Here is a 25,440-nt window from a genome sequence, read left to right as displayed (position 1 = left end):
GCATGGGCTACGACTCGCTGGTCAACCGGGGAGAGTACTTCTCCGCCCACTACCTGGCCGAGGTGCTGCCCAAGCACCTCAAGGGCAAGGACGGCCCCTTCAAGGAGTGGGCCGAGCGCGAGAGCGCCGAGAACAAGCTGCCCAGGGAGGAGCGCTCGCCTTGGCCGGTGACCCCGCGCCAGGGACTGCGCCAGCTCAAGGGGCGCTACTTCGCCGACCGCCAGGCGTTCGCCGACTTCACCGAGCGGCTGCGCGAGGGCGACGGAACGCCGGGCCCCGCCGCGGTCGCCGCCCAGACCGAACGCCTGCACGCCCTGCACCGCGACGTGCTCACCGCGCTCGGCTTCACCCCCAAGGACGCGCCCGCCGAGAGCCTCTTCGAGCACGGCGACCAGCCCGTCCCCGTCTGCCTGGCCCTGCACGAGACCACCGTGGCCGCCGTCGAGTGCGGCTGGGCCCCCGACACCGACGCCGCCATGGACCCCGACGGCGCCGGATGGCTCCTGGACCCGGTGGACCTCGGCGGACGCGAGCGGATCACCCTGGGCACCAAGCTGGTGTCCTGGCTCTTCGCCCGCGACGAGAAGCTGCGCTACGTCCTCGTCCTCGCGGGCGGCGTGGTCGTCCTCGCCGACCGCTCGGTGTGGGGCGAGGGCCGCTACCTGGCCGTCAGCCTGGACACCGCCCTGGGCCGGGGCGACAACGACGAACTCGGCACCATCGCCGCGCTCTTCGGCGCCCAGGCGCTCCTGCCCTCGGAGGACGGCGGAGCCGAGGCCATCGCCACCCTCGTCGACGCCTCCCGCCAGCACGCCGTGGGCGTGTCCAAGGAACTGCGCGAGGGCCTGCAGCGCTCGGTCGAGATCATCGCCAACGAGGTCCTGGCCCGGCTGCGTGACCAGGGCGTGGACCCCGAGCGGATCGACACCCGTTCCAACCGCACCTTCGCCGACGAGCTGGCCCGCCAGTCGCTGCGCTACCTCTACCGGATCCTGTTCCTGCTCTACGCCGAAGCCCGCCCCGAACTGGGCGTGGTGCCCGCCAAGGACGAGGCGTACGTGCGCGGGTACAGCATGGCGCGCCTGGGCGACCTGGTCGTCAACGACCTGGTGGGAGAGGAGGCCCGTAACAGCACGCACCTGTACCAGTCGTTGGACCTGCTGTTCCGCATGGTCAACGAGGGCCACAACCCGCGCGGGCACGTCCTGGACCGGGAGGAGGCCGAGGGGCTGTCGGAGGGGGACGGGCTGCGCTTCGAACCGCTGAGGGCCGACCTGTTCGACCCCGAGCGGACACGGCTGATCGGCACCCGCCTGCCGCACCCGGACGACGACCCCGACGAGCCGACCATGGAGCCGCTGGATACCCGGCTGCGCAACGAGGCCCTGCACCAGGTGCTGCGCAGGCTGATGATCTCCCGCGGCACCAGGAGGGGGCGCGGCGGGTTCATCTCCTACGCCCAGCTCGGCATCAACCAGCTCGGCGCGGTGTACGAGGGGCTGATGTCCTACACCGGGTTCATCGCCAAGGAGGAGCTGTACGAGGCGGCCAAGAACGGCGACCCGTCCGGCGGTTCGTGGATGGTGCCGCACTCGAAGGTCGAGGACTACAGCGACGACGTGTGGGTGCGCGTCAAGGACGAGAACGGCAAGTCCACCAGGGAAAGCCCCATGGTGGTCTACAAGCCCGGGTCGTTCGTGTACCGCCTGGCCGGGCGCGACCGGGAGACCAGCGCGTCGTACTACACCCCCGAGTCGCTGACCCAGCTGACCGTGCAGCTCACGCTGCGGGAGAGGCTGGACCAGGACGGAACGACCACCCCGGCGAAGGAACTGCTGGAGTGGACCATCTGCGAGCCCGCGCTGGGTTCGGGGGCGTTCCTGAACGAGGCCATCAACCAGGTGGCGGCCGAGTACCTCAAGCGTGCGCAGGCCGAGCGCGGTGAGGAGCTGGACCCCGAGCGCTACGCGGTGGAGCTCCAGAAGGCCAAGGCCTACATCGCCCTGCACCGGGCGTACGGGGTGGACCTCAACGGCACCGCCGTGGAGCTGGCGGAGGTGTCGCTGTGGCTGAACGTGATGTACCCGGGGCTGCAGGCCCCGTGGTTCGGCCTGCACCTGCGGCGCGGTAACTCGCTGATCGGTGCCGGGCGGAGGCTGTACGACCCGGAGACGGTGAAGAAAGGCGAGTGGCTCAAGAGCGCGCCGGTGGATCAGCCGTTCCGGGACGGGGACATCTCGGAGGGGTACATCCACCACTTCCTGCTGCCCGCACAGGGGTGGGGGAGTGTCGCGGCGGAGAAGGAGGCCAAGAACCTCGCGCCGGAGGACACCGCGAAGCTGGGTGCGTGGCGGCGCGCGATGCGCCGCAAGCCCAAGACGAGCGGGAAGAACTCGCAGTTCCGGCGCTTGCAGGCGCTGTCTCGCCGGGCCGAATTCCTGTGGGGGCTGGTGATCCGGCGGCTGGAGCTGTCCGAGCGGGAGATCAGTCGGCGGGTTGATGTCTATGGCGCTGACTGGATCGACCAGCCCGAGCACGCCATCCCGAGGGAAGAGGTGCTCGCGAACCTCACCGAGAAGGGCACCCCGTACTGGCGGCTCAAGACGCTGATGGACGCCTGGTGCGCGTTGTGGTTCTGGCCGGTGCAGAAGGCAGGGCTGCTGGACGGCAGCGATGAGGTGTACCAGCGGCTCGGGAACACTCTGGAGTTGAGCAGCGCTGGTGGTAACGACTCGCTCTTCGGTTCAGCCCGGGAAAGCCTGGACCTGGCGGACCTGGAGAAGTGGCTCAAATTCGCCGAGGCCCTGTTGGGTTCCCAGGACATCCCGGAGGGGACCCTGTTCAGCGAGATTGAGACCTTGGCAGATCTCGACGCTGTTGAGGACTCTCTCGCTCCTCTCATGGCGATGAAGGACGAATTCCGTCTGGGTGAAAGCTTCCCCTGGCTCCACGAGGTGGAGAACCTCGCCGAGCGGCACGGATTCTTCCACTGGGAACTCCAGTTCGCTCATCTGTTTAAGAGCCGGGGCGGTTTTGATATCCAGGTGGGAAACCCTCCCTGGGTTCGCCCAACATGGGATGATGATGGTGTTCTCTCCGAGTTGGAGCCTTGGTTTAAGCTCGTGGAAAAATCGCCGATTGAAGTTAGATATGATCGGAAGCGTCAGGTCCTTGGATCTGAGACTTCGCAGGGCTACTTTCTTGCAGAGCTTGCTGGTGTTGCAGGGGTCAGCGACTTCTTGTCTGATGAGGCCACGTACCCACTTCTTGTCGGAACGCAGCCTGATCTCTATCGAGCCTTCATGTGTAGAGTTTGGTCAAATGGTGGAGAGTTTGGAAAATCTGGATTGATTCATCCAGATAGCCACTTTGGTGGAGCTAAAGAAGGTGCCCTCCGGTCGAGTTCTTATTCGCATTTGCGAATCCATGGTCATTTTATTAATAAGCTTGAAGTTTTTAGTGAAATTGACCGAAATGCTCAATTTGGCGTTCATGTTTATGGGTCAAAAAAGTCCGTTAATTTTCTGCATGTGAGCTGGTTGTTTATCGCTGAAACTCTCTTGGGATCCCTTGATGGGAGAGGAGGTGAGGATATTCCAGGTGTGAAGCATTTGGGGTCCTGGGATGTTCGTCCACATTGGGAGCGGCTGGTTCGTGTTAATCGAGAGGTCCTGTCACGTTGGAGCGAGTTGACGGCTTCCTCAGGTGAAGCTCCAGAGATGGCTCCTCTTCTGTATCCGGTAACTAATGCGGAGGCTGGTGCTATCGAAGGGTTGGCGCAGGCTGATCGTCGCTTGGGTGATGGTCGTCCAATGGTATCTAGTGGATATCATGAGATGGGTGCTAAAAAAGATGGTTTGATTCGATGGAATACATCTCAAAGAACATCCTTGCAAGATGTGATTCTTCAGGGTCCTCATTTCTCTCAAGGGACACCATTTGCAAAGAGGCCCAATATTCCTTGTAAGACTAACAGGGACTGGTCTGCGTGGGATCTGACTCGGCTTCCCGTTGATGCAGTTCCGGTGGCTAACTATGAGCGAGCGGGATATGAACATGACTTCCTAGATGCTCAGGATGTATGGAACGGGAAACGTTGTACGGAGTACTATCGCCTGGCCTGGCGAATGATGATTCCGCCAGCCAATGAACGCAGTCTCTTTGCTGCGCTCATTGCTCCGGGGCCTTCTCATGTTAATGGTGTTCATGCTCTGTCTATGGGTGATAATACTTCTACGGTCTTGAATGCTGGTTTCTGGAATGCACTTCCCTTGGACTATTTGTTGCGCGTTACCGGTCGTGGGCATTTGCAAATGGGTGATGCTTTGAAAATGCCCGCTCCTGGTGCGGGGCACCCACTAGAGGCCGCGTTGCTCGTTCGCACTATGCGGCTTAACTGCCTCACTAACGCTTACACTCCGCTCTGGGCGGAGCTCTATGACGAGTCCTGGCAGCAGGAAGCGTGGGCGGTGAACTGGCCGCGCCTGGCTCCTCTCGGCGAGGTCGGCCCCGAGTGGGAGTACGCCTCACCTTTGCGCACCGAGTACGAACGTCGCGCCGCCCTCGTGGAACTCGATGCCCTGGTTTCCGTCTGGCTTGGTATCAGCGCTGACGAGCTGGCCGCCGTCTACAAGTCTCGCTACCCGGTCCTGCACGACTACGAAGCGGATATTCACTTCGATGCCAACGGTCGCAAGATCGCCAAGAACCACAACACCTACGGTTACGGGCAGACGAAGGAAGACTTCCTCCACCTGAAGAAGTACCTGGACAAGGACGACCCCACGGACACCGTCCCTGACGGGTACGCCGCTCCCTTCTACGACACCGACCGGGAACGCGAGTACCGCGAGGCCCACGCCCACTTCACGGAAATTGTCGAGCGCGCCAAGCGCGACGGTACCTGGGACGGGGAGGTCTGACCATGCAGCCCACGCTCGCCGCCGCAGAGGTCAAGCGCAACATCACCCAGTACCTCTCCACGACCTTCGCCCTCGCTGACGAACCCGTCCGTGAAGGACTCGAAGCCTTCTTCAACGACTCGAAACAGGGCATCTTCCGGGGCCCCTACCTCCGCGTCCGCACGCCCTTCCGCCACGCCGACGACTCCTGGCACGAGCACCTGGAATGGCGTCCGGCCGGGTTCAGGCCCTTCCTCCACCAGGCCAAGGCCTTCCAGCGCCTGTCCACCCTCCACGGTCCCGCCGAACCCACCCTCATCACCACCGGCACCGGCTCCGGCAAGACCGAGTCCTTCCTCATCCCCCTCCTGGACCACTGCCGCCGCGAGCGCGCCTCCGGGAACACCGGCATCAAGGCCGTCCTGCTCTACCCGATGAACGCCCTGGCCACCGACCAGGCCCAGCGCCTCAACGAATACCTCTCCGACCCGGCCCTGTCCCAGGTCACCGCTGGCCTCTACATCGGCGACACCCCCGAGACCGGCTACCCGCGCGTGACCACCGCCCGCGCGCAGATCCGCCGCCAGCGCCCCGACATCCTCATCACCAACTACAAGATGCTCGACCTGCTCCTCCAGCGCGAGCAGGACCTTCCCCTGTGGAAGGACTCCGCCCTCACCTACGTCGTCGTGGACGAGTTCCACACCTACGACGGCGCCCAGGGCACCGACGTGGCCATGCTGCTGCGCCGCCTGTCCGCCGCCACCGGCAACGCCCGGCCGGGCCGCCCGCTGGGCGACATCTGCCCTGTGGCCACCAGCGCCACCCTCGGCCAGGACGGCAAGGACGGCGCCAGCAGCCCCGGAGCCCACACGCCCGGCACCAACACCCCCGGAAGCGACACCCCCACCCCGGCCGACCGCATCCGTGAGGTCGCCGCGACCGTCTTCGCCACCGAGTTCGGCCCCGACTCCGTGGTGGGCGAGGACCGCCTGTCCGTCGACGAGTTCATCCCCAAACTCGAATACAAACTGCCGGTGCCGGATCCGGTCGTGGTCGCCCAGATCCGGGACCCGCACAGCGACGAGACCGCCATGGGCCGGATCATGGCCGCCTTCACCGACCGCGACGACCTCACCCCGCGCGAACTCGGCGCCGTCCTGCGCACACACATCCTCACCAAGGCCGTCCTGCACATCCTCGACGGCACGGTCGCGCCCATGGACAGGGTCCTGGAGGAGATCCCGGACCGCGGCGCCTACGCCTGGGGCCGCGCGCTCAGCAGCGCCCCCGAGCACGCCGCCGAGGCCCTGGCCCGCTACGTCGCCCTGCTCTCCACCGCCCGCGATCCCGACGCCCCCGAGGACGGACCCGATCGCCCCCTGGTCACCGTCGAGACCCACCTGTGGGTCCGCTCGGTCTCGCGCCTGCTGCGCGCCGTCGCCGACAGGCCCTCCTTCGCCTGGCACGGAGAGACCCTGCCCGCGCTGGGCGCGGAGACCACCAACGCCGACCTCGGCCGAGCCAATCTGCCCGCCGTGTACTGCCGCCACTGCGGACGCTCGGGCTGGGCCGCCGTCTCGCCGGAGTCCTCGCCCTCCGACCTGGTCACCGACCCCGACAAGGTCTACCGGGGCGCCATCTCCAGCAAGAAGTACGTGCGCCCCCTCATCCGGGCCAGCCGCGCCGAGGCCAAGGAGCGCCCGGCCGGCACCCTGGTGCTCAACGCCGCGGGCACGCACCTGCGCCCGGTGGACGCCGCCGACATCACCAAGCACGAGACCGGGCAGCTCGACGGGGTGTTCGTCCTCGCCGACCTCGGCCACACCAAGGAGTCCTTCCGGGCCGCCGAGAACGACCGCTGCCCCGCCTGCGACGCCGACCAGGGCACCCGCTTCCTCGGCTCGGGCCTGGCCGCGCTCGCCTCGGTGGCCGTCACCGAGCTGTTCACCGGTGGCCAGCTCGCCCACGACGGCGAGGTCCCCAAGACGCTGATGTTCAGCGACTCGGTACAGGACGCCGCCCACCGGGCCGGGTTCGTCTCCAACCGGTCCTACACCTTCTCCGCGCGCGCCCTGCTGGCCTCGCGCCTGCCCGCCGACGGCTCGCCCATCGACCTCAACGACCTCATCGCCGACACCGTCGAGCACGCCGGGGACCCCGCCTACCTGGCGTGCGTGGTCCCGCCGGACATGCACGACCTGCCCGGCGTCGACCGGCTGCTGGCGGGGGAGAGCGGCGGAGGCACCCGCGAGTGGGACCTGGTCGGTGAGCGCCTGGCCTTCACCGCCGTCCTGGAGTTCGGGCTGCGCTCCCGCCAGGGTCGCACCCTGGAGCTGACCCGCACGGCCGCCGCCCAAGTCCGACTGGACGAGCCCGACCGCATCGCCGCGCTGGCCCGCGACATCCTCCAGCACAGCGGCGACCAGCTCGGCGAGCGCCTCGACCTGTCCGTCTTCCGGGGGTACGTGCGCGGCCTGCTGGAACGCGTGCGCACTCGGGGTGGTATCGGCCACCACTGGCTCGACCCCTGGGTCCACAACGCGGGCACCAGGCGCTTCGGCACCATCTGGGGCCAGCGCCCCGACGGCATGCCCGCCTTCCCCAAGCCCCGGGGCGGCTCCGGCCTGCCCGCGCCGCGCTTCGTCACCGACCAGCGCAAGGAACGCAGCGAGTTCGACTCCATCACCGGAAGCGGCACCTGGTACCAGGACTGGACCGTGCGCTGCCTCCAGGTCAAGGCCGACACCGTGCCCCGCTACCTGGGCCGGCTCCTGGACGTGCTGCACGACGAGGGCCTGCTCACCCGCACCACTGCCGCCGACGGCTCCACCCGGATCTACGGCCTCACCCCCGGGCACGTCCAGGTCCGGGCGCTGACCGAGGGGGACGCCGTCGTCACCGGCGGTCTGCGCTGCCACGTGTGCAACTGGCGCCAGACCGTCCACCCCGACCACAGCGCCGACTGGGAGGCCGCGGCCTGCCCCCGCTACCGGTGCACCGGCCGCCTCACCGTCGACGAGGACCGCCGCTTCAGCGACGACTACTACCGCCGCCTCTACCGGGAGGCCCAGCCCTTCCGGATCACCACCGCCGAGCACACCGGCCAGCTCACCCGCGCCCAGCGCGAACGCGTGGAGGACTCCTTCAAGCGCGGTACCCGCTACACCGACCCCAACGTCCTGTCGGCCACCCCCACCCTGGAACTGGGCATCGACATCGGCGCCCTGTCCGCCGTCCTGCTGGGCTCGCTGCCCACCGGACCGGCCAACTACGTGCAGCGCGCCGGCCGGGCCGGACGCCGATCGGGCAACGCCTTCCTGCTCACCCTGGTCGGCCGCCGCGCCCGCGAGCGGTACTACCTGGAGGAGCCCCTGGACATGATCGCCGGGCAGATCGCCCCGCCCGGCAGCTTCCCCTCGGCGGTGGAGATCCTGCGCCGCCAGTACGCCGCCCACCTGCTCGACCTGGCCGCGCGCGGCGAGCTGACCGGCGTGCCCGCGCTGCCCGGCCGCGCCGCCGACCTGTTCGGCGACCTGGGCTGGCTGCGCGGCTTCACCGAGAGCGCCCTGGCCTCCGGGGACCGGCTGGTCACGGGCTTCCTCGACCTGTTCGACGGCGCCGGGGCCGAGGTGGACCCCGACGCCGCCGCCCAACTGCGCCACTACGCCACCGCGGGCCTGAAGGAGACCGTCGCCCGCACCGAGGAGGTCTGGGCCGCGCGCCTGAACGACCTGCGCGAACGCGTAGAGACCGTCACCCGCTCCATCGACGCCCTGCTCGACTCCGACAAGGAGCAGAAGCGCCGCAAGCGGGCCCTCCAGGCCGAGCGCACCGCCGTGCGCAAGCGCATCGGCGAGATCGGCCGCACCAGCGCCCACGGCGCCCTGGTCGACCTGGGCGTGCTGCCCAACTACTCGCTCGTGGACGGAGCGACCGAGCTGGAGGCCACCCTCACCTGGGAGGAGCGCAGCGCCGAGGGCGACCGCGACTTCCGCACCGAGGTGCGCGAGTACAAACGCCCCGCCGCGCGCGCCCTCACCGAGTTCGCCCCCGGCAACCACTACTACGTGCGCGGTTACCGGCACACCGTGGACGGGCTCGACATCGGCTCCATGACCCGCCCCGCCTGGCGGGACTGGCGGGTCTGCCCCGGCTGCGGGTACGTGCGCACCGACAACGCCGCCGTGGACACCTCCCCCTGCCCCCGTTGCGACAACACCGTCATCGCCGACCGCAGCAGCCTGTACCGGGTCCTGGAGCCAACGCGGGTGTACGCCCGCGACCGCCGCGAGGACGCCCTGATCCGCGACGAGCACGACGAGCGCCAGCGCGTCTTCTATGAGACCGCCACGGCCGTGGACATCCCCGAGGACGCGATCGAGCCCGGCGCCTGGCGCCACTCCGGGCGGGTGTTCGGCGTGGAGTTCACCCGCGAGGCGGTCATCCGCCGCTTCAACCTCGGCGCGCTGCGCATGAACCGGCCCGCCACGGTCACCTTCGCCGGAAGCGAGGTCACCCCGACCCCGTTCCAGGTCTGCCGCGCCTGCGGCGGAGCCACCGCCGACGAGGCCGTGAACGCCACCAGCAGCCTGCTCGGCAGCTCCTACGACGCCAGGCCCGGCTACCACCGCCCCTGGTGCCCGCAGCGGCGCGGCGACGAGGTCGAACACGAGCGGATCATCCTCGCGCACACGCTGCGTACCGAGGCGCTGCGCATCCTGCTGCCCGTGGCCACCGTGCACACCGCCGAGCGCATCGTCAGCTTCAAGGCCGCGCTCATGGCGGGGTTCGCCCGCGTCTACGGCGGCGCCCTGGACCACCTGGCCGCGACCGTGGCCACCATGCCCGACGAGCAGACCGGCCACCGCCGCCGCTACCTCGTCATCCACGACACCCTGCCCGGCGGCAGCGGCTACCTCAACCCCCGCTCCGGGGACGAGGGCATCCGCGAGGTCCTCACCGCGGCCCACCAGGTCGTCGCGGACTGCTCCTGCAAGGACCAGGAGGGCAGGGCCGCCTGCCACCGCTGTCTGCTCGCCCACGTCAGCGACCGCGAGTTCCCGCACGCCGACCGGCTGCTCGCCCAGGAGATGCTGGAGGACCTGCTGGAGGACTGGCAGACCGACAGCATCGCCCGCACCGACGACATCTCCCTGTGGGACCAGGTCGAGAGCGAGCTGGAGGCCCGCTTCCTCCAGGCGCTCCAGCGCTGGGCCAAGGCCCCCGACGCGGGGCGCTCCTTCGAGCTGGGCGGCAGGGTCAACGGCCGCCGCAGCGCGGTCCTGCGCCTGATCGGTCCCAACGGCGGCGTCATCGGCTGGGAGGTGCTGTTCCAGAACACGATCAAGGGCACCCGCCCCGACGTGGTCTTCCGCCGCCTGGACACCGGAGGCGACCAGGTCGCCCTCTACCTGGACGGCTACACCTACCACGCCTCGCCCGAGCACAACCGGATCGCCGACGACGCCGACAAGCGCGCCCGGCTGCGCGCCCACGGCATCACGGTCTTCCAGCTCAACTGGGACGACCTGGACCACCTGGACGGCAAGAGGGTCCCGCACCCGGCCTGGGAACCCTACGGGCCCAACGGGCGCAGGCAGGCACAGGACGCCTACCGAGCACAGGGCGGCGACCCCAGGAACCTGGACGAGACGGTCTGGGACAGCCCCTCCCGGATGCTGTTCTCCTACCTCGGCGACCCCGACCCCAAGGCCTGGGTCCAGCGGGCCACGGCCGCCGTCACCGGGACCATGCGCACCACCGGGGTGGAGCACGCCGGGGGAGGGGCGGTCGAACTCACCCCGCACGTGGTCCCGGCCCTGCGCGGCGCCCCCCTGCCGAAGCGGATCCCGGGCCGGGGCTGCGTGCTCATCCGGGCCACCGACGACGCCGGATGCCGGATGGTCCTGGTCGCCAACAAGGCCGAGGAGACCATCAGCGCCTTCACGGTCCTCGACGACCGCGACGAGGCGCTGACCGCCGACCCCGACGCGCACCGGCGCCGCTGGAAGTCCTGGCTGTACTGGGGCAACCTCGTGCAGTTCCTCACCCGCGAGGGCGGCGACGCCGGCCAGTTCGCGATCAGCGCCCTGGACGCCCTCGACGCCACCGTGCTCTCGGCCGTGGGCGGCGACGGGCTCGACGACAGCCTCGCCCGCCAGCCCTTGGACCCGGCCGAAGCGGAGGAGCTGTTCGGCGACACCCTCGTCAGCACCCGGTTCCAGGAGAGCGGTCTGGAACTGGGACTGGCCACCCTGGCGGCCACCGCCGCCGAGCCGACCCCGGTCCCCTCCGCCACCGGGCCCGGGCCGGAGGTCCCCGCCGACGGCGCCCACACCGTGGAGATCACCGTCGACCCCGGCTGGGACCAGGTCAGGGACCTGATGGAGCCCGACGAACCCGGCCTGGTCACCCTGGCGGGAGAACTGGCCCGGCGGGGCGTCCCCGCTCCGGAGGCGGGTTACGAACTCGAAGGCCCGGGGCTGTGGCCCGCCGAACTGGCCTGGCCCGATCGGAAGGTGGCCGTGCTGCTGTCCGCCGAACTGATCGGCAACGCCGAGGACCGCGCCCGCGGGGAGGAGGCCTACGCCCGGGCGGGCTGGCACGTGCGGGAGGCGAACCAGTGGGATGTGTCGGAGCTGGCCCGGATACTGACCGGTGACGACGGTGACGCTGGCGCGGGCTCCGGCAGGGGCGACGACGACACGACGACGGTGAAGGGATGAGCGTGCAGGACAAGGCCACGCTGAGGCTGCTGGACAAGGCCGACAAGGAGATCCGCAAACTCCCCCGGAACGTGAAGGGGGCGCTCTACGACTTCCAGTACAAGTTCCGGGAGAACCCCACGGCCCCGGGACTGCACTTCAAGGCGCTCAAGGGACACGACCGGCTCTTCTCTGCCAGGCTCATCCAGGACTACCGGGTGATCCTGTTCCACGTCGGCAACCAGGACTACATCCTCGTCGCCCTGCGTCCGCGCGGGGAGGTCTACGAGCACCTGGACCGGTTCCGCTTCGAGATCAACGCGGTGACCGGCGCCCTGGAGATCTTCGACGTGGTGGCCTCGGCCGAGGCGAGCGCCTCGGAGGAGGAACCGGCCCCGGCCTCCACCCAGGAGGTCCCGGCGCCACCGGCCCCGGAACCGGCCGCCCCCGCCGAGCCGGTCGAACCGGTCGAGTCGATCGAGGCGGCGAAACCGGCCGACCCGGGCCCCCGCCCCCTCCTGGCCGACTACAGCGAGGAGCAGCTGCGCGAACTGGGCGTGGCCGACGGGCTGGTCTCCCTCGCGCTGACGATCACCTCCGAGAGCAGGCTCCTCGGCCTGGTCGAGTACGCCCCCCGCCACACCGAGGAGGTCCTGCTCGCCCTCGCCGACGGACGCGGCTTCGACGAGGTGATGGAGGAGGTCACCCGCCCGGTCGTCGCCCCCGAGCCCGTCGACACCACCGACTACGCCGCGGCCCTGGCGCGTCCCGCCACCCGGGTCACCACCTCCGACACCGAACTCCAACAGGTGCTGGAGGACGACTTCGCCGCGTGGAAGGTGTTCCTGCACCCCACCCAGCGCAAGCTCGTCGATCGTGTCTACAAGGGCCCGGCGCGCGTGAGCGGCGGCCCCGGCACCGGCAAGACCATCGTCGCTCTGCACCGGGTGAAGTACCTGGTCGAGCGGCTGCCCAAGGGCTTCACCAAGCCCGTGCTGCTGACCACCTTCAACAAGAACCTCGCCGCCGACCTGCGCCGCCGCATGCTGGACCTGGGCGGGCAGGAGCTCCTGGACCGGGTCGACATCGTCAACATCGACCAGCTCGCCTCCAGGATCGTCAGCGAGAGCGGCCAGGGCAGGCAGCGCCGCCGCACGGTCAACGACCAGCAGGCCGCCCGCGAGTGGGAGGACATGCTCGTCGAGCTCGGCGAGCAGAACTGGGACGCCGACTTCCTCAACGCCGAGTGGAGCCAGGTGATCCTGGGCCAGAGCGTGCGCAGCCGCTCCGAGTACTTCCGGGCCCGCCGCGCCGGGCGCGGGCAGCGCGTCAGCCGCGCCCAGCGCGCCGAGATCTGGCAGCTCGTGGAGCGCTTCACCATGCGCCTGGAGGAGAGGGGCGTGTGGACCTTCCGCCAGGTGGCCGAGGCCGCCGCCCGGGTGGAGGTGGACCGCGCCGCCAAGATCCGGCACAACCGCGAGCAGGAGGCCAAGCACGGCGGTCCGATGCTGCACCGCCAGGACCAGTCCTTCGCCAGCCTGCGGTTCCGCTACGAACACGTGGTCGTGGACGAGGCCCAGGACCTCAATCCCGCCCACTGGACGCTGCTGCGCGCGATGGTCGACCACAAGGACGACGACATCTTCCTGGTGGGCGACACCCACCAGCGCATCTACGGCAACCAGGTGTCCCTGGGCAGCCTGGGCATCAACATCGTGGGTCGCGCCTCCCGCCTGACCCTGAGCTACCGCACTACCCGGGAGATCCTGGGCTCGGCGCTGGGGCTGCTGGGGGAGGAGACCTGGGACGATCTGGACGAGGGCACCGACACCCTGCGGGGCTACCGGTCGGTGCTGCGCGGTCCCCGGCCGGCCTTCCGCGGAGCCGACACCTGGGAGGCCGAGATGCGGGCCCTCGTGGGCCGCATCCGGGCCATCCGGGAGCGCTCGGAGGCCGAGGGAAGAGTGCCCTCTATCGCGGTGGCCGTGCCCACAGGGGAGATGGTCAGTGAGATGGAGCGGGAACTGGTCCGGGGCGGGATCAGCGCCGCCTCCCTGGGGCGTGAGGGGCCGCCGCCCGGCAAGGAGCAGTCGGTGCACGTGGGCACCCTGCACCGGTACAAGGGGCTGGAGTACCAGCACGTGCTCATCGCCGGTATCACCGAGGGACTGGTGCCGCACGAGCGGGTGGAGCGGTACCGGGACAGCGACGGGCCGCGCTACCGCAAGGAGATGCAGCAGGCGCGTTCGCTGCTGTTCGTGGCGGCCACACGTGCCCGGGACTCCCTGGTGGTGTCCTGGCACGGGGAGCCGAGCCGGTTCCTGCCCCCGAACGCGGCGGAGCTGGCCGCCGAGGCCGAGAAGGCGGAAGCGGCGGAGAAGGCCGAGGGCGACGCTTTCGAGGACGGGGGCCTGTTCAAACCCCCGGGCGCGCTGCTGTAAGGGACGTGGGATGTGAGTGGGCCCCGGCACCTGGTGAGACTCCAGGTGCCAGGGCCCACGTGTTCTCGCGGGGACAGCCGTCAGCTGCGGGCGGCTGTGAGGAAGGCGTCCCACTCGTCTGCGGGGAAGGGGAGGTGGCCCTTGGCGGGGTTCTTGGAGTCCCGGACGGCGGTGCCGTGGGGCAGGTCGGCGACCTCGACGCAGTTCTGGCTTTGAGCAGTGCTGTAGCTGCTTTTCCTGAAAATCAGCTCGTCGTTCACGGTTTGCTCTCTAGGGCTTCTAGAACTTCTGTAATGACCTTGGCGGACTGAGCTGCGCTCATCGCAGAGCCTTGAACGTCACCGAAGGTGACGCTGTGCGCTTCCACTTCGTCAGATTCTTCCAGAAATAGACCACCCGAGGCGGTGTCCACGAACACGATCGGGGCGTCAAGCGGGTCTGGGAAGTCCAAGATGCTGAAAGGAACTGTAAGCGCGGCATGGGCGCCTGCGCTGAAGGGCAATACCTGAAGGTCGATGTTGGGAAGCTTGGCCATGTGAAGCAAGTGATGCAGTTGCTCAGCCATGACCTCAGCGCTACCGACCCCGCGGTGCAGCGCTGCTTCATCCAAGACGACACGTAGGCTCGCGGGCTTGAACCGTGTCAGGATGTCGCGTCGTTCCATACGGGCCGTGACACGGCGTTCGCTCTCCTCCACGCTGGTGTAGCGACCACCTTGGAATACGGCGCGAGCGTAGTCAGGTGTTTGGAGAAGGCCGGGGATCACCAGCCCTTCGAAGGTACGGATGGCGGATGCCTCCGCTTCGAAGTCCGGGAGTGACTGAGGTCCGAACACCTCTCGGTACTTCGACCACCAGCCCCGAACCTTGGCGTCCCTGGCGAGAGCGTGAAGAGCCTCGCGCTTGTCGGGTTCGGTGACCTGGTATAGATCCAGCATCTTGTCGAGATCGTCAGCCTTGATCGTCTGTGTCTCGGCGGTCTCGATCTTGCTCAGCTTGCCAGCTGCCCACTTGAGCGTCTTCACCACCTGTGTAGTGGTCAGATTCGCTTCGTTGCGAGCTCGCTTGAGCTCAGCTGACAGGCGTCGACGGCGGAGGGTGGGGCTGTGAGGACGCTGCATGGTGACAGTGTATCTCTTTCCTGGTGAAACTTCCTTCATTTGCTTGACGGTAGTGAGATTCACTACTAACTTGAAGGTGTAGTCAGTGACCAGGGCTTCACGCAGAGTCTCTGGTGGTCAGGCTACGCCGTGCCCCTTCCCGCTGATCGGGAAACGCGAAGGTCTCACACCTGCGGGCACACCGAACCCCTGTTGTCGCTCCACACGTGCAAGGAGTCTGTTCGCCATGCCCGCAACCGCACCCATGCCTGCGCTGCCCGAGGTGACCGTGCCCCTCGCTGAGCTGGTTCCGCCCCGGTGCCGCCACTACTTCACCGGCCGGTCCGACCGCGCCCACTACAAGACGCGCCGCTACGACTTCGGCGGCTCGGTCCAGTACATGCCCCTGGTGCGCGCGTTCCTGAGTACCTGCGCCGCCGAACGCGACCGCGACTACCGCTACCTGTTCACCCTGCTGGGCAGCGAACTCGCCAACAACGCCCTGCGCCACTCCCGCTCGGGCCAACCCTTCGGCGTCTACACCCTGACCTGCCAGCGCACCCGCACCGGCCTGCGCCTCGCCTGCCGCGACCAGGGTTCCCGCGACGGAGGGAAGACCGTTCTCGGGCAGCGCTCGTATCTGGCACCCGACCCCAACGGACTGGACCCGGCCGCCGAGTCCGGGCGCGGCCTGGCCATGATCGACGCCTTCGCCTCCTCCTGGGGCGACAACGGCGTCCCGAACTACCGTCAGGTCTGGTTCTTCCTGGCCTACGACCTGACCGACAGCCTCTGGAACACCACCGCGTAGACGTTCGCACCGCTGCACGCACGCAGAAGGGCCCAGGAGAGCGCGGCAACGCTCTTCCCGGGCCCACAACAACCCTGAAATCCGCACACTTCCACATGTTCAGAAAGCAGGATCAGTGACGCATCCTATCCCCGTACCCCGGCCCGCCAGCGACCCACTGCACCGACCGCTTCCGCCGCTGCCCCGACGGCACCCGCTGGTCGGTCCCTTCTGCCCGGCATGCGAGCACCCCTCGTGCCGTCGGCGCCGCGCCGCGCGCCTGCCCCGCCTGGGCGGCCACCGCTCCGAGTTCGTCCGCGAACACACCCGAGCCGCCGCCCTCCAGGCCCGCCACCCACACCTGGTCATCTGGTTCGGCGAGAGCACCATGTCCTACTGGGTGGCCTCGCCCGCCGGTCTGACCGAGGTTCCCGACATCGGAGCCCTCGTCCGCCTCTTGGACCCGGCGCCCGCCCTCACCTGAGCATCACCCACGACCCCCGGCGGTGGCCGCCTCCTGAAGACGAGGCGGCCACCGTCGCACCTGCGTAGGATGCTCGGCTGTACGGTCATACCGGGACTGCCTGATCACGCTTCTCCACCACACCGCGACCGGTGCGCGGAACACATGGAAACGGACACGATGCAACGCGAACTCGCCTCCGAGCTGGGTACCCAGGAGACCTGTGTCCTGGAGTTCAAGCGAGTGGTCAGGAACCTCGACGTCATCCGCAAGGCCGTCTGCGCGATGGCCAACGACCTGACCGGTAAGGGCGGCGGCGACATCCTCATCGGGGTCTGCGACGACGGCACGGTCGAGCCCGACCTCGACACCTCAGACAAAGCCCTTCTGAACCTCGCCAACCTCCGCGACGACGGCAAGATCCTGGACCGTCCCTCCTTCACGGTCGAACAAGCCCGCTTCAACGGCGAACCCGTCATCCACATCCACGTCGAAGCGTCACCGGCGCCGCCCGTGCGGCTCGACGGCATCGCCTGGGTGCGCCCCGGTCCGACGACGAGGAAGGCGACCTCCGACGACGAGTGGATCCTCACCGAGCGCAGGCGACACAAGTCCCTGCCCTTCGACAGTCATGCCTGGCCCGGCTGCACCGCGGCCGATCTGGACCTACAGCTCTTTCGGGGTACCTACCTGCCCAACGCGGTCTCCGAAGAGGTCCTGGAGGAGAACCATCGCCCCGAAGAGCAGCAGTTGGCCTCACTGCGTCTCCTCGATCCCGACTCGGGGCAGGCGACCGTCCTGGGTCTGCTTCTGATCGGTCTGGACCCGTCCGCCGCCCTCCCCGGCGCCTACACCCAGTTCGTCCGCTACGAGGGCGATCACATGGACAGTGCGGTCGTGGACGACCAGGAGCTGCGGGCCAACGTCGTCGACACCACTGAACGGCTGGACGCGCTGTTGCGCGGGCACATCCATACCAGGCTCGCGGAGACCGGCGGATTCCGTGAGGAGAGCCGTCCAGACTACCCGCTCGCCGCGCTCCGCGAGGCCATCATGAACGCGGTCATGCACCGCAACTACGAGTCGTCCAACGCGCCCATCCGGATCCTCTGGTTCAGCGACCGGGTGGAGATCAGCAACCCGGGCGGGCCCCACGGCGCGGTACGGGAGGACAACTACGACCGGGTCAACGACTACCGCAACCCCTCCCTGGCCGGTGCGCTCAAGAACCTCGGCTACGTGAACCGCTTCGGCCGGGGCATCAACAGGATCAGGGAGGCCCTGAAGCGCAACGGCAACCCGCCGCCGGAGTTCGAGGTCGGAGAATCCCACTGGGCCGTCGTGCTGAGGAGAGGCTGATGACGTCCGTCGCGCTGTTCAACAACAAGGGCGGTGTCGGTAAGACGACGCTGGTCTACCACCTCGCGCACATGTACCAGCGGCAGGGCAAACGGGTCCTGGCAGTCGACCTCGACCCGCAGTCCAACCTCACCTCCTCCTTCCTGGACGAGGAAGACCTGTCCTTTCTCTGGGACGAGTCCGAGCCGACCTTCCCCCAGAGCCAAGAGAGGCTCTTCTCCAGGTTCGATCTCGGAGGGGTGTGGACCATCGCCCAGGCGGTCGAACCGATCGTCAAGGGGACGGGGGACATCAGGGAGGTCGACCCCATCGAGACGGCCGAGAACCTGTGGCTGATCCCTGGAGACCTGGAGTTGAGCAGGTTCGAGGACGAGCTGTCCACGAACTGGGCCAAGGGCTTCAGCGGAGACGAGAAGGCACTGCGCACCACCACGGCGTTCTACCGCATCATTCAGGGCGTTCGCCGACGCATCGAGCCGGACATCACCCTGATCGACGTGGGCCCCAATCTGGGAGCGATCAACAGGGCCGCCCTGCTGTCATCCGACACGGTCCTGATGCCCCTGGCCGCCGACCTGTTCTCGCTGCGCGGCCTGCGCAACCTCGGTCCGACGCTGCGTGCCTGGCGCGGGGACTGGCAGGACATCGTGCTCCCCCGGGCGCCGCGGGATCTGGAGGTGCCGAGCGGACACATGCTGCCGATCGGTTATGTCATCATGCAGCCCGGTATGCGGCTGGACCGACCTGTTCAGGCCTACCAGCGCTGGCTTGAACGTATCCCTGTGGTCTATGACCGGTTCGTCCTGGACCGGGCGACGCCGTCAGCGGAAGCCGAGCACGAGATCGCCACCATTCGCAACTACCGCAGCCTCATGCCACTCGCACATGACGCCCGCAAGCCCATGTTCGACCTGCGGGCCGCGGACGGTGCCCTCGGCAGTACCCAGACCTTCGTCCAGACCTGCTACCGGGACTTCAAAGACCTGGTGGCAAAGATCGACGCACGCCTTGCCCAGACCATGGCGGAGTAATTGAGAGAAGGGTTCGGCCGTGCTCTTGTCTATGAGATTCCTGGGCTCGCTCTACATCCAGAAACGCTCGGATGTGGATCTTGCTATGGAGATATGGCCTTCGCGATGGCTTCCTCGCCCGCGCACTCGAGGTCAGCAGCGGACGCAGACGGTCAGCAGCCGCTGTCATCGTCGAGAAAGGTCCGCAAACCCTCCCTAGTCTGCTCGAACTCGTCGTTGTCGGTGAAGTCGTAGACGTCGGCCGGTTCGCCGCCTGCTTGGAGGTATTCGTCGAAGAGGCCGTTGCTTCCATGATGACGGCGACGTCATCCTCGAGTTCGTGGGGCAGGTTGTCACCGATCATGATCCCGAAGGTGTCGACGCTTCCGGTGCTGTCGCGCGCGCGCGGCTCACGGATGTCTCCTCGGGCAGGGGTTCCAAGCCGTTGACCATCGTGCCATCGGCCAGCTGGTCAGCGGCGGTGAGAAAGAGCGGCAGGGTGCCGCAGAGTGATGGAAGACCGTCTGTCGGCGTCGCGGACGTTGACGGGCCGTCCGCTGACGGCGATGATCCAGCTTCTGTTCCGGCGCTTCCACATGCTGTGAGTAGGCATGCCGCGGCGCATGCAAGGACGAGTTGGAGAAGTCTTCCGGGGGGAATTGAGTGCACGACCGGATTGTAGAGGTACCGCGTCGGGCTCGATCCCGATCAGGAACCGTTCATATTTCGGTGTCGTATGGACAGTTCGGATTGGGGTAGCTCCGGCCGGACGGACTTCGCGATCATTGTGGTGTCTGGTAGTGGAACCCCGGAGGACGACCGTGCCTGCCCTTCGATCATCCCCGGTGCCCGCCCTGCGGTAGGACGGTTCGCTGGTGCTCCCGGACGTGGATCCGAGAGCCGTCCGCGGTCTGAAGTTCTCGGCCGTCCTGCCCGAACGCTTGGCCGTCACGACCGTGGTCGCACAGCTCGCGGACTTCGACGGTGCGCGCACGGTACTCGACGAGCCGGTACGGACTGAGACGCTGCGGTCGTAGCGTCCGTGGGACAGCCCGGACAACACCCTGGTCGGGGCCAGCCCCAACTCCGGGATGATCGACCGAGCACCATCTGTGTAACCTCGGTTCGACAACGCGTGGCAGAACGTGGTGCCGTCTTCTACTCCTGGGAATCTGGAGCCGCCCGCGGGGGAGATGCGGCCGGTCCGAATTCGGTCCCACCGCACGCTCTCAAAGCTTCTAGCGCTAGGGTTCTCTGTGTGATTTACGTCTTCTCCATGAAATCCTCCCTGCGTGAAAAAATCCGCGGAAACCTCGACACCAAGAAGTACTTCACCCACACTCTTCCTCCGGGGATACCCACCCCTTATCCCAAAGGGAACATCGCTCTGCTGTTCGTGCACCACGAAACAGAGGAACGGGGTGTGCGGCCAGGGATCTATCTGGAGAAGGTCGGAGTCATCCTTCACCCGTCGGGAGACAAGGTCGCGACGGTCGGCCGCCGGATCAAGGTGGACCTCGTGCGTTCCTTCGGTGGTCTTCTTCCCCTGGATGCCTTGCGGGCTAAGCTTGCCAGCGACTCCGCCGACAAGCTCGCGCACGCAGTCAGGCAGGGAGCTCACCCGATGTCCGAAGAGGACGGAAGAGTCGTCCTCGACGCTTTGAGGGACACGTCCTCGGAAATCGCCGAGCAACTCGGTTATTTTCGTGCGGTCCTGGAACGGGACCTGCTTGACGAGCAGCGTCCGGAGGACGCCTTTCGCCAGGAGGAACGCGACGCCGTTCGCGTCGCCGCGAGGATGGGCGGATTCACCGGATCACGGCTCGAAGTCTGGAAACGTCCTGAAGATGCCAACGCACCCTACCTGGCGGGACTGATCAGGGAGCCGAACGAGCAGGCTCTCATCGAAGCGGACACACATCCGATCGTCGACTTCGGCAAGGGTGTGGAGGGCCGCCGGAGGGACATTGAAGTTCTCGTCGAGGGCGACCGTAGATTGGAGATCGTCAACGTCAACGCCACAACGGTGGAGGCCAGGCTGGGGACGGACCTCATCTACTACCACCACAGCACCCAGAGCTTCGTCTTCGTTCAGTACAAGAGAATCCCTTACGGGGACAAGAACGTTCGGGTGGACGACCGTCTGAGGAGCCAGTTGGACAGGATGGAGAAGGCGGCCGCCCTGAGCAGGCCGCCCAGGACTCCGGAGGATTGGCGCCTGAGCAGTGATCCGCGCTTCGTCAAGCTGGCCCAGTGGGAGCCCGGAGAGGAGCCGGTCGGCATGACCCCGGGGAAGGGCCTCTACCTCCCGGTCTCCTATGTGCGGCTGCTCATGAACGATCCGCGCATCCTCGGGGCGCGCGGTGGCGCGCGTCTGGGATACGACACGGTTCCTCGCTACCTGACGAACACCGAGTTCATCGACCTCGTCAAGGCGGGCCTGGTGGGAACCGTGGGGACGACCGTGGAAGCCCTCGACCGTCTGGTGAGGGAAAGGCTGGAGAGCCGTCAGGGGGTCGTCGTGGCGGTGGAACGCAGCTATGAGACCGCCTCCCAACGCCAGGCCCGTAACCGCTCTCGAGGCGGGCCGAACCTGTCGAGGCGACCTACGACCCAACCCCTGTTCTGATCCACTGACGGGTGGCCGGATCGGGGTGTCCATGCCGTGTGGACATCCGGGCGCTGACTCAGGACGTCCGACCCTCGTTCGGACCGCCCAGGAGGATGATCTCGTGGGCGGTCAGACCGCTCATGGCCTGCTGGTGGCGCGACTGTTGCCCGTCCATCAGTTCACGTATGCGCTGTGCGAAGGGCTGGGCCTCCTCGGGCATGGCGGAACTGGCCGCGAAGCGTTCCAGGACGGTGCGCGCACTCCTGAGCTGGCGAAGGTCGCGGCCGAACGAGGACAGGTGTCCCACGGCGAGGCCGTCCCAGGAGAGCGATTCCGTCCAACGGTCGATGTCCTCGTACACCGTGTCGTGGGACAGGCACATGACCGCAAGATTGGCCACGATGGGCTCCTCGCCGATCAGCACGTCGAAGAAGTCCACCACGTGGGTGAACGGATCCGCGGGATGAGCCGTCCAGGCATCGACGAGTCCGGGTGCCTTGATGCCCCAGACCGAGGGCAGGTCGCGTCGGAGCTGGGCCGGAGGCACGACGGCGCCGCGCTGGGAGGTCCAGTACTCGATGAGGCAGGAGGAGAACTGCGGCAGTTCCCACGGGCGTACCGCGGACATCGCCGGGACCGCGTCACTCCACAGACATCGGTGTTCCAGAAGGTGGGCCACCAACTGCACGAGGGATTGCAGCTCCGGGTCAGCCGGTGGGAAAGGGGCGAAGAGCCTTCTAGTACGCAGCCAGTCCACGAGCCGTGCGGTGTCCTCCCCGGTGGTGAGCCGAAAGGCGGCGTGTACCACCAGAGCCGCCCGCAGCAGGTCCACGTCGCCCAGATCGCGCCGGAACAGGTGCGGGTCCAGAGCCGGATGAGGACCCGTGCCGTCCAGGACCGCGGTGCTCACGTTGGCGAACCACTCCGTCCGGCTCCGGTGAAGCTCCGTGGCCTTGTTCTCGCGCATGGGACCTTTCAGGGAGACCATGGATACGCCACATGGCGACTGGAAGAGCACGCGGTGCTTTCGGGTCATTACACCGCGTGTCGGATGCTACGGCCTCCATACCGGACCGGGTGCGGAGATTCTCACGAGTCAGACGGATGAGGAGCCGTCGGGAGGCGTCAGCGTCCTGGGCAGTGGAGGGATGGAGGAGCCGGGCCGGACGGGCCGTCCGGCCGGTCGGGGGGAACGGCCCTCGCGCACGCAGTCCAGGACCTCGCGGGCGGCCACGCGCCCCGCCTGCTCGAAGCTCCAGTGGTTGGAGTCGTTCTCGTGCCAGGCCGCGTCCCGCAGGACGACGCGCACGGTGTAGGGAGGGACGCCCCGTCCCCGTGATCGCCAACCCTGACGGAACCCGTTCGCGAACGCTTCGGTGAACTCCGCGGGCAGCGGCTCCCCCGGTCGGTGGCACACGGCGGGCAGGTCGTCGACGAACTCCACGCCCTCGTCCGGCAGCACGTCCTCCGCGGGTGGCAGCGCGTCCAGCCACACGACGGCGAAGTTGCCGGGGCACGCGGTATGGATGATCTGGCGGACGAACACACCGGTGACCGGACGGGGCAGGACGGGCGGACGCTGGTGACTGGCGGTCACGGGCACCTCCTTCCTCAGCTGTCGCAGCTCTGGCAGCGGCGTGTGGCGACCCGCTCGGTGTTGCCGTGCGTCGCCCGGGCCGGGGAGCCCTCGCTGAGGCGGCGCCACAGCTGCGGGTCGGGCTCGGGGATCCAGCCCCAGAGCGGCGCCCTGATCTCGGAGTCGGACTGGTGCAGGCAGCCCGGGCGGTGGGCCACGCCGCGCGGCGAGATGAGGATGGTCCTCCCGGGGAAGTGCGCGTCGCCCGGGGAGGGGTCGCCGCCCTGTCCGGAGGCGCTGCTCCTGTTCTCGCGCACGAGCGAGCACGCGCAGCCGCCACCGATGGGGAGTTCACAGAAGTCACAGCGTTCCATGGTCCCGATCATGCACGGGCCCGGTGACGAACGGGCTCCGCGGCGCGTGTCGGGCCAGCACCGCACAGTTGTTGTGCCAGCTCGGGTGTGGTGTGGCCGTTTCCGGCCATGCTCTACCCGGCCTCCCACCGGCGGTGGACGGACGCGATCGCCGCTCCTTCGTGTGGAAGGCCGTGGCCTGTGCCCCCGTGTGGCGGCCCTCCCCGATTACTCGAAGCGGAGGAGCCGAAATCGCTCCCGAAGCCGGGGACCAAGACTGGGAAACAGGATGGAATCGGAAGCCTGAGCAGCGATTTCTCCTCCGCGCCGGTCCCTGTGACCTGCGCGGGGGTAGCTCCGGCTCATGACCACGACACAGAGCCAGCAGGACACCGCAGCCGTCACCACGCGCATCGTCGACCACTACGACAGCCGTAAACGGGCCTGGGTGAAGGAGGCGGTCCGGCTGCTGCACGCCGACGCCACGCGCTCGGCGGACACGCACGTCTTCCAGTTCCCGCTCCCCGTGGAGTGGGGCATCGACCTCTACGTCAAGGACGAGTCCGTCCACCCCTCCGGCAGCCTGAAGCACCGCATGGCCCGCGCGCTGTTCCTGCACGCGCTGTGCACCGGGTGGATCGAACCCGGCACGCACGTGTTTGAGGCCTCCAGCGGTTCCACGGCGGTCTCCGAGGCCTACTTCGCCAAGCTCCTGGGACTGAAGTTCACGGCCGTGGTGCCCGAGAGCACCAGCCGGGAGAAGGTGGAGCTCATCAAGTCCTACGGGGGAGAGGTCAGGAACCCCGGACCCGACGGCGACATCGAGAAGGAGGCCGCCCGCCTGGCCGCGGAGCCCCCCAAGGGCCACTTCATGGACCAGTTCACCTACGCCGAGCGCGCCTACGACTACCGCGACGACCACAACGTGGCGGCGACGATCTTCCGGCAGATCGCCGAGGAACGGCATCCCGACCCCAAGTGGATCGTGGTGGGAGCGGGCACCGGGGGCACGAGCGCGACCATCGGCCGCCACATCCGCTTCAGCCGCCGCGACACCCGGGTGTGCGTGGTCGACCCGCAGAACTCGGCGTTCTTCCCCAACTGGACGGTCAACGAGGGCCGTCCCAAGAGCCAGTGGCCCAAGGACCCCTCGACCTGGATGAAGGGAAAGCCCTCCCACATCGAGGGGATCGGGCGTCCGACGGTGGAGCCCTCGTTCCTGCCCGCCGTCGTGGACCGGATGATCTCGGTACCCGACGCCGCATCGATCGCGGCCATGCGCCTGCTCCTCTCCCGGCTGCGCCACCGCGCGGGGCCCTCGACCGGGACCAACCTGTGGGGCGCGCTGCGGATCCTCGCCGAGATGCTCTCCGACGGGGAGAAGGGCAGTGTCGTCATGCTCATGTGCGACCAGGGCGAGCGGTACATGAACAACTACTACAAGGAAGGGTGGGTCGAAAAGGAGTTCGGGCTCGACCTGAAGCCCTACACCAGGGTGCTGGAGGACTTCCTCTCGACCGGCCGTTGGAAGGAGCCCGCGGCCCCCGGCGTTCCCAAGGCGAGGAAGGCCTGAGTGAGCCCCGCGCACGCGGGGATGGTTCCACCCGGTTGTCGCCCTCAGCGACGACGGTGGACGAAGGCGCCCCTCAACACCGCGCCGCGCGCTGCGCACCGCGGCGTTGGGGGCGTGTGCTGTCTGCCGCCGTCAGCCGCCGCCGACGGGGACGAAGTTGGCGTACTCCTCGATGCGTCTGATCCGCCCGGCGTCGTCGAAGCCGAAGTAGACCGCGGCGTGGACCTCGCCACGCGTGCCGCCGGTGGTGGCGACGTGGACCACATGCTGCTGGAGGACCTCGCCCGGCTGGGAGAGCTGGCGCAGGACGTCGTAGCGCATCGACTCGATGGACGCGATCTGTCCCTCCATTCCGGCGATGTTCTCCTCGATGGACTGCTCGCCCTTGCCGTCGTTGTGCCAGACGGTGGCCGTCTCGGCGCACAGGGCTCGGGCGCTCTTCCAGTCGCGGTCCTCCAGCGCGCGGAGGTATCTGATGGCTCTGTCCTTCAGGTCCTGGCTCATACGGGTCTTCCCTCGGTGTGAGTGGGTTGACGGGTCCTGGCGGGGATGGGTCG

Annotated in this window: 16 protein-coding genes; 10 read left to right on the top strand and 6 right to left on the bottom strand. The window is 67.9% G+C overall.

The annotated features are described in order from the left end of the window. Nucleotides 1-2: 2 nt before the first annotated feature. Genes AC0VX6_RS17230 through AC0VX6_RS17220 form a run of 3 tightly spaced genes read left to right on the top strand, consistent with a single transcriptional unit; the run spans nt 3 to nt 14,049 of the window. The gene (locus AC0VX6_RS17230; RefSeq protein WP_475465194.1) at nt 3-4,922 is read left to right on the top strand and encodes an Eco57I restriction-modification methylase domain-containing protein; all 4,920 of its coding nucleotides are present in this window, start codon (nt 3-5) and stop codon (nt 4,920-4,922) included. 2 nt (nt 4,923-4,924) lie between these two features. Beyond that, nucleotides 4,925-11,629 (top strand): DEAD/DEAH box helicase, encoded by a 6,705-nt coding sequence (locus AC0VX6_RS17225; protein ID WP_475465192.1) that lies wholly within the window; start codon nt 4,925-4,927, stop codon nt 11,627-11,629. Next, complete coding sequence (locus AC0VX6_RS17220) at nt 11,626-14,049, top strand: UvrD-helicase domain-containing protein (RefSeq protein ID WP_475465191.1); 2,424 nt, start codon at nt 11,626-11,628, stop codon at nt 14,047-14,049. Before AC0VX6_RS17225 ends, AC0VX6_RS17220 begins: the two co-directional genes overlap by 4 nt. 80 nt (nt 14,050-14,129) lie before the next feature. On the opposite strand, the gene AC0VX6_RS17215 is transcribed toward AC0VX6_RS17220, so the two are convergent. Continuing rightward, on the bottom strand, nt 14,130-14,309 hold the full coding sequence (locus AC0VX6_RS17215) for a DUF397 domain-containing protein (RefSeq protein WP_475465189.1): 180 nt from the start codon (nt 14,307-14,309) through the stop codon (nt 14,130-14,132). Next, entirely contained in the window at nt 14,306-15,169 is an 864-nt protein-coding gene (locus AC0VX6_RS17210) for a helix-turn-helix domain-containing protein (protein ID WP_475465187.1), read from the bottom strand. Before AC0VX6_RS17210 ends, AC0VX6_RS17215 begins: the two co-directional genes overlap by 4 nt. Before the next feature lie 226 nt (nt 15,170-15,395). Here AC0VX6_RS17210 and AC0VX6_RS17205 point away from each other — a divergent pair, with 226 nt between their 5' ends. From AC0VX6_RS17205 to AC0VX6_RS17180, 6 genes are all read left to right on the top strand, one after another. Then, a complete protein-coding gene (locus AC0VX6_RS17205) occupies nt 15,396-15,959 on the top strand; it encodes an ATP-binding protein (protein WP_475465186.1) in 564 nt (187 codons plus the stop codon). A gap of 115 nt (nt 15,960-16,074) precedes the next feature. Next, nucleotides 16,075-16,422: a hypothetical protein gene (locus AC0VX6_RS17200; RefSeq protein ID WP_475465185.1), complete on the top strand. Its 348-nt coding sequence runs from the start codon at nt 16,075-16,077 to the stop codon at nt 16,420-16,422. A gap of 159 nt (nt 16,423-16,581) precedes the next feature. Beyond that, nucleotides 16,582-17,760, top strand: coding sequence for an ATP-binding protein (locus AC0VX6_RS17195; protein WP_475465184.1), 1,179 nt, complete (start codon nt 16,582-16,584; stop codon nt 17,758-17,760). Continuing rightward, nucleotides 17,760-18,791, top strand: a complete 1,032-nt coding sequence (locus AC0VX6_RS17190) for a ParA family protein (RefSeq protein WP_475465183.1) — start codon at nt 17,760-17,762, stop codon at nt 18,789-18,791. The genes AC0VX6_RS17195 and AC0VX6_RS17190 overlap by 1 nt, the downstream gene beginning before the upstream one ends. An 866-nt stretch (nt 18,792-19,657) precedes the next feature. Next, on the top strand, nt 19,658-19,807 hold the full coding sequence (locus AC0VX6_RS17185; protein WP_475465182.1) for a hypothetical protein: 150 nt from the start codon (nt 19,658-19,660) through the stop codon (nt 19,805-19,807). Between the two features lie 221 nt (nt 19,808-20,028). Further along, nucleotides 20,029-21,399, top strand: coding sequence for a hypothetical protein (locus AC0VX6_RS17180; protein WP_475465181.1), 1,371 nt, complete (start codon nt 20,029-20,031; stop codon nt 21,397-21,399). Nucleotides 21,400-21,457: 58 nt separating this feature from the next. Here AC0VX6_RS17180 and AC0VX6_RS17175 read toward each other — a convergent pair whose 3' ends face one another. The 3 genes from AC0VX6_RS17175 to AC0VX6_RS17165 form a co-directional block, all read right to left on the bottom strand. After that, on the bottom strand, nt 21,458-22,348 hold the full coding sequence (locus AC0VX6_RS17175) for a hypothetical protein (protein ID WP_475465179.1): 891 nt from the start codon (nt 22,346-22,348) through the stop codon (nt 21,458-21,460). Between the two features lie 129 nt (nt 22,349-22,477). Next, the gene (locus AC0VX6_RS17170; RefSeq protein ID WP_475465178.1) at nt 22,478-22,978 is read right to left on the bottom strand and encodes a hypothetical protein; all 501 of its coding nucleotides are present in this window, start codon (nt 22,976-22,978) and stop codon (nt 22,478-22,480) included. A gap of 14 nt (nt 22,979-22,992) precedes the next feature. Continuing rightward, nucleotides 22,993-23,331, bottom strand: coding sequence for a hypothetical protein (locus tag AC0VX6_RS17165; RefSeq protein WP_475465177.1), 339 nt, complete (start codon nt 23,329-23,331; stop codon nt 22,993-22,995). Between the two features lie 343 nt (nt 23,332-23,674). Between AC0VX6_RS17165 and AC0VX6_RS17160 the strand changes: the two genes are divergently transcribed. Then, on the top strand, nt 23,675-24,883 hold the full coding sequence (locus tag AC0VX6_RS17160) for a PLP-dependent cysteine synthase family protein (RefSeq protein WP_475465176.1): 1,209 nt from the start codon (nt 23,675-23,677) through the stop codon (nt 24,881-24,883). Between the two features lie 132 nt (nt 24,884-25,015). On the opposite strand, the gene AC0VX6_RS17155 is transcribed toward AC0VX6_RS17160, so the two are convergent. After that, complete coding sequence (locus tag AC0VX6_RS17155; RefSeq protein ID WP_475465174.1) at nt 25,016-25,387, bottom strand: nuclear transport factor 2 family protein; 372 nt, start codon at nt 25,385-25,387, stop codon at nt 25,016-25,018. Between the last annotated feature and the right edge of the window lie 53 nt (nt 25,388-25,440).

This window comes from Nocardiopsis sp. iso_25 (genome assembly GCF_056173305.1).
The sequence above is the reverse complement of the archived record's forward strand: the minus strand, read 5'-3'. Positions and strand labels throughout refer to the sequence as shown.

What these genes read in the sequence shown, in the direction of transcription:
- AC0VX6_RS17230 (WP_475465194.1), top strand. Translation starts at nt 3, where the DNA reads ATGGGCTACGACTCGCTGGTCAACCGGGGAGAGTACTTCTCCGCCCAC.
- AC0VX6_RS17225 (WP_475465192.1), top strand. Translation starts at nt 4,925, where the DNA reads ATGCAGCCCACGCTCGCCGCCGCAGAGGTCAAGCGCAACATCACCCAG.
- AC0VX6_RS17220 (WP_475465191.1), top strand. Translation starts at nt 11,626, where the DNA reads ATGAGCGTGCAGGACAAGGCCACGCTGAGGCTGCTGGACAAGGCCGAC.
- AC0VX6_RS17210 (WP_475465187.1), bottom strand. Translation starts at nt 15,169, where the DNA reads ATGCAGCGTCCTCACAGCCCCACCCTCCGCCGTCGACGCCTGTCAGCT.
- AC0VX6_RS17205 (WP_475465186.1), top strand. Translation starts at nt 15,396, where the DNA reads ATGCCCGCAACCGCACCCATGCCTGCGCTGCCCGAGGTGACCGTGCCC.
- AC0VX6_RS17195 (WP_475465184.1), top strand. Translation starts at nt 16,582, where the DNA reads ATGCAACGCGAACTCGCCTCCGAGCTGGGTACCCAGGAGACCTGTGTC.
- AC0VX6_RS17190 (WP_475465183.1), top strand. Translation starts at nt 17,760, where the DNA reads ATGACGTCCGTCGCGCTGTTCAACAACAAGGGCGGTGTCGGTAAGACG.
- AC0VX6_RS17175 (WP_475465179.1), bottom strand. Translation starts at nt 22,348, where the DNA reads ATGCGCGAGAACAAGGCCACGGAGCTTCACCGGAGCCGGACGGAGTGG.
- AC0VX6_RS17165 (WP_475465177.1), bottom strand. Translation starts at nt 23,331, where the DNA reads ATGGAACGCTGTGACTTCTGTGAACTCCCCATCGGTGGCGGCTGCGCG.
- AC0VX6_RS17160 (WP_475465176.1), top strand. Translation starts at nt 23,675, where the DNA reads ATGACCACGACACAGAGCCAGCAGGACACCGCAGCCGTCACCACGCGC.
- AC0VX6_RS17155 (WP_475465174.1), bottom strand. Translation starts at nt 25,387, where the DNA reads ATGAGCCAGGACCTGAAGGACAGAGCCATCAGATACCTCCGCGCGCTG.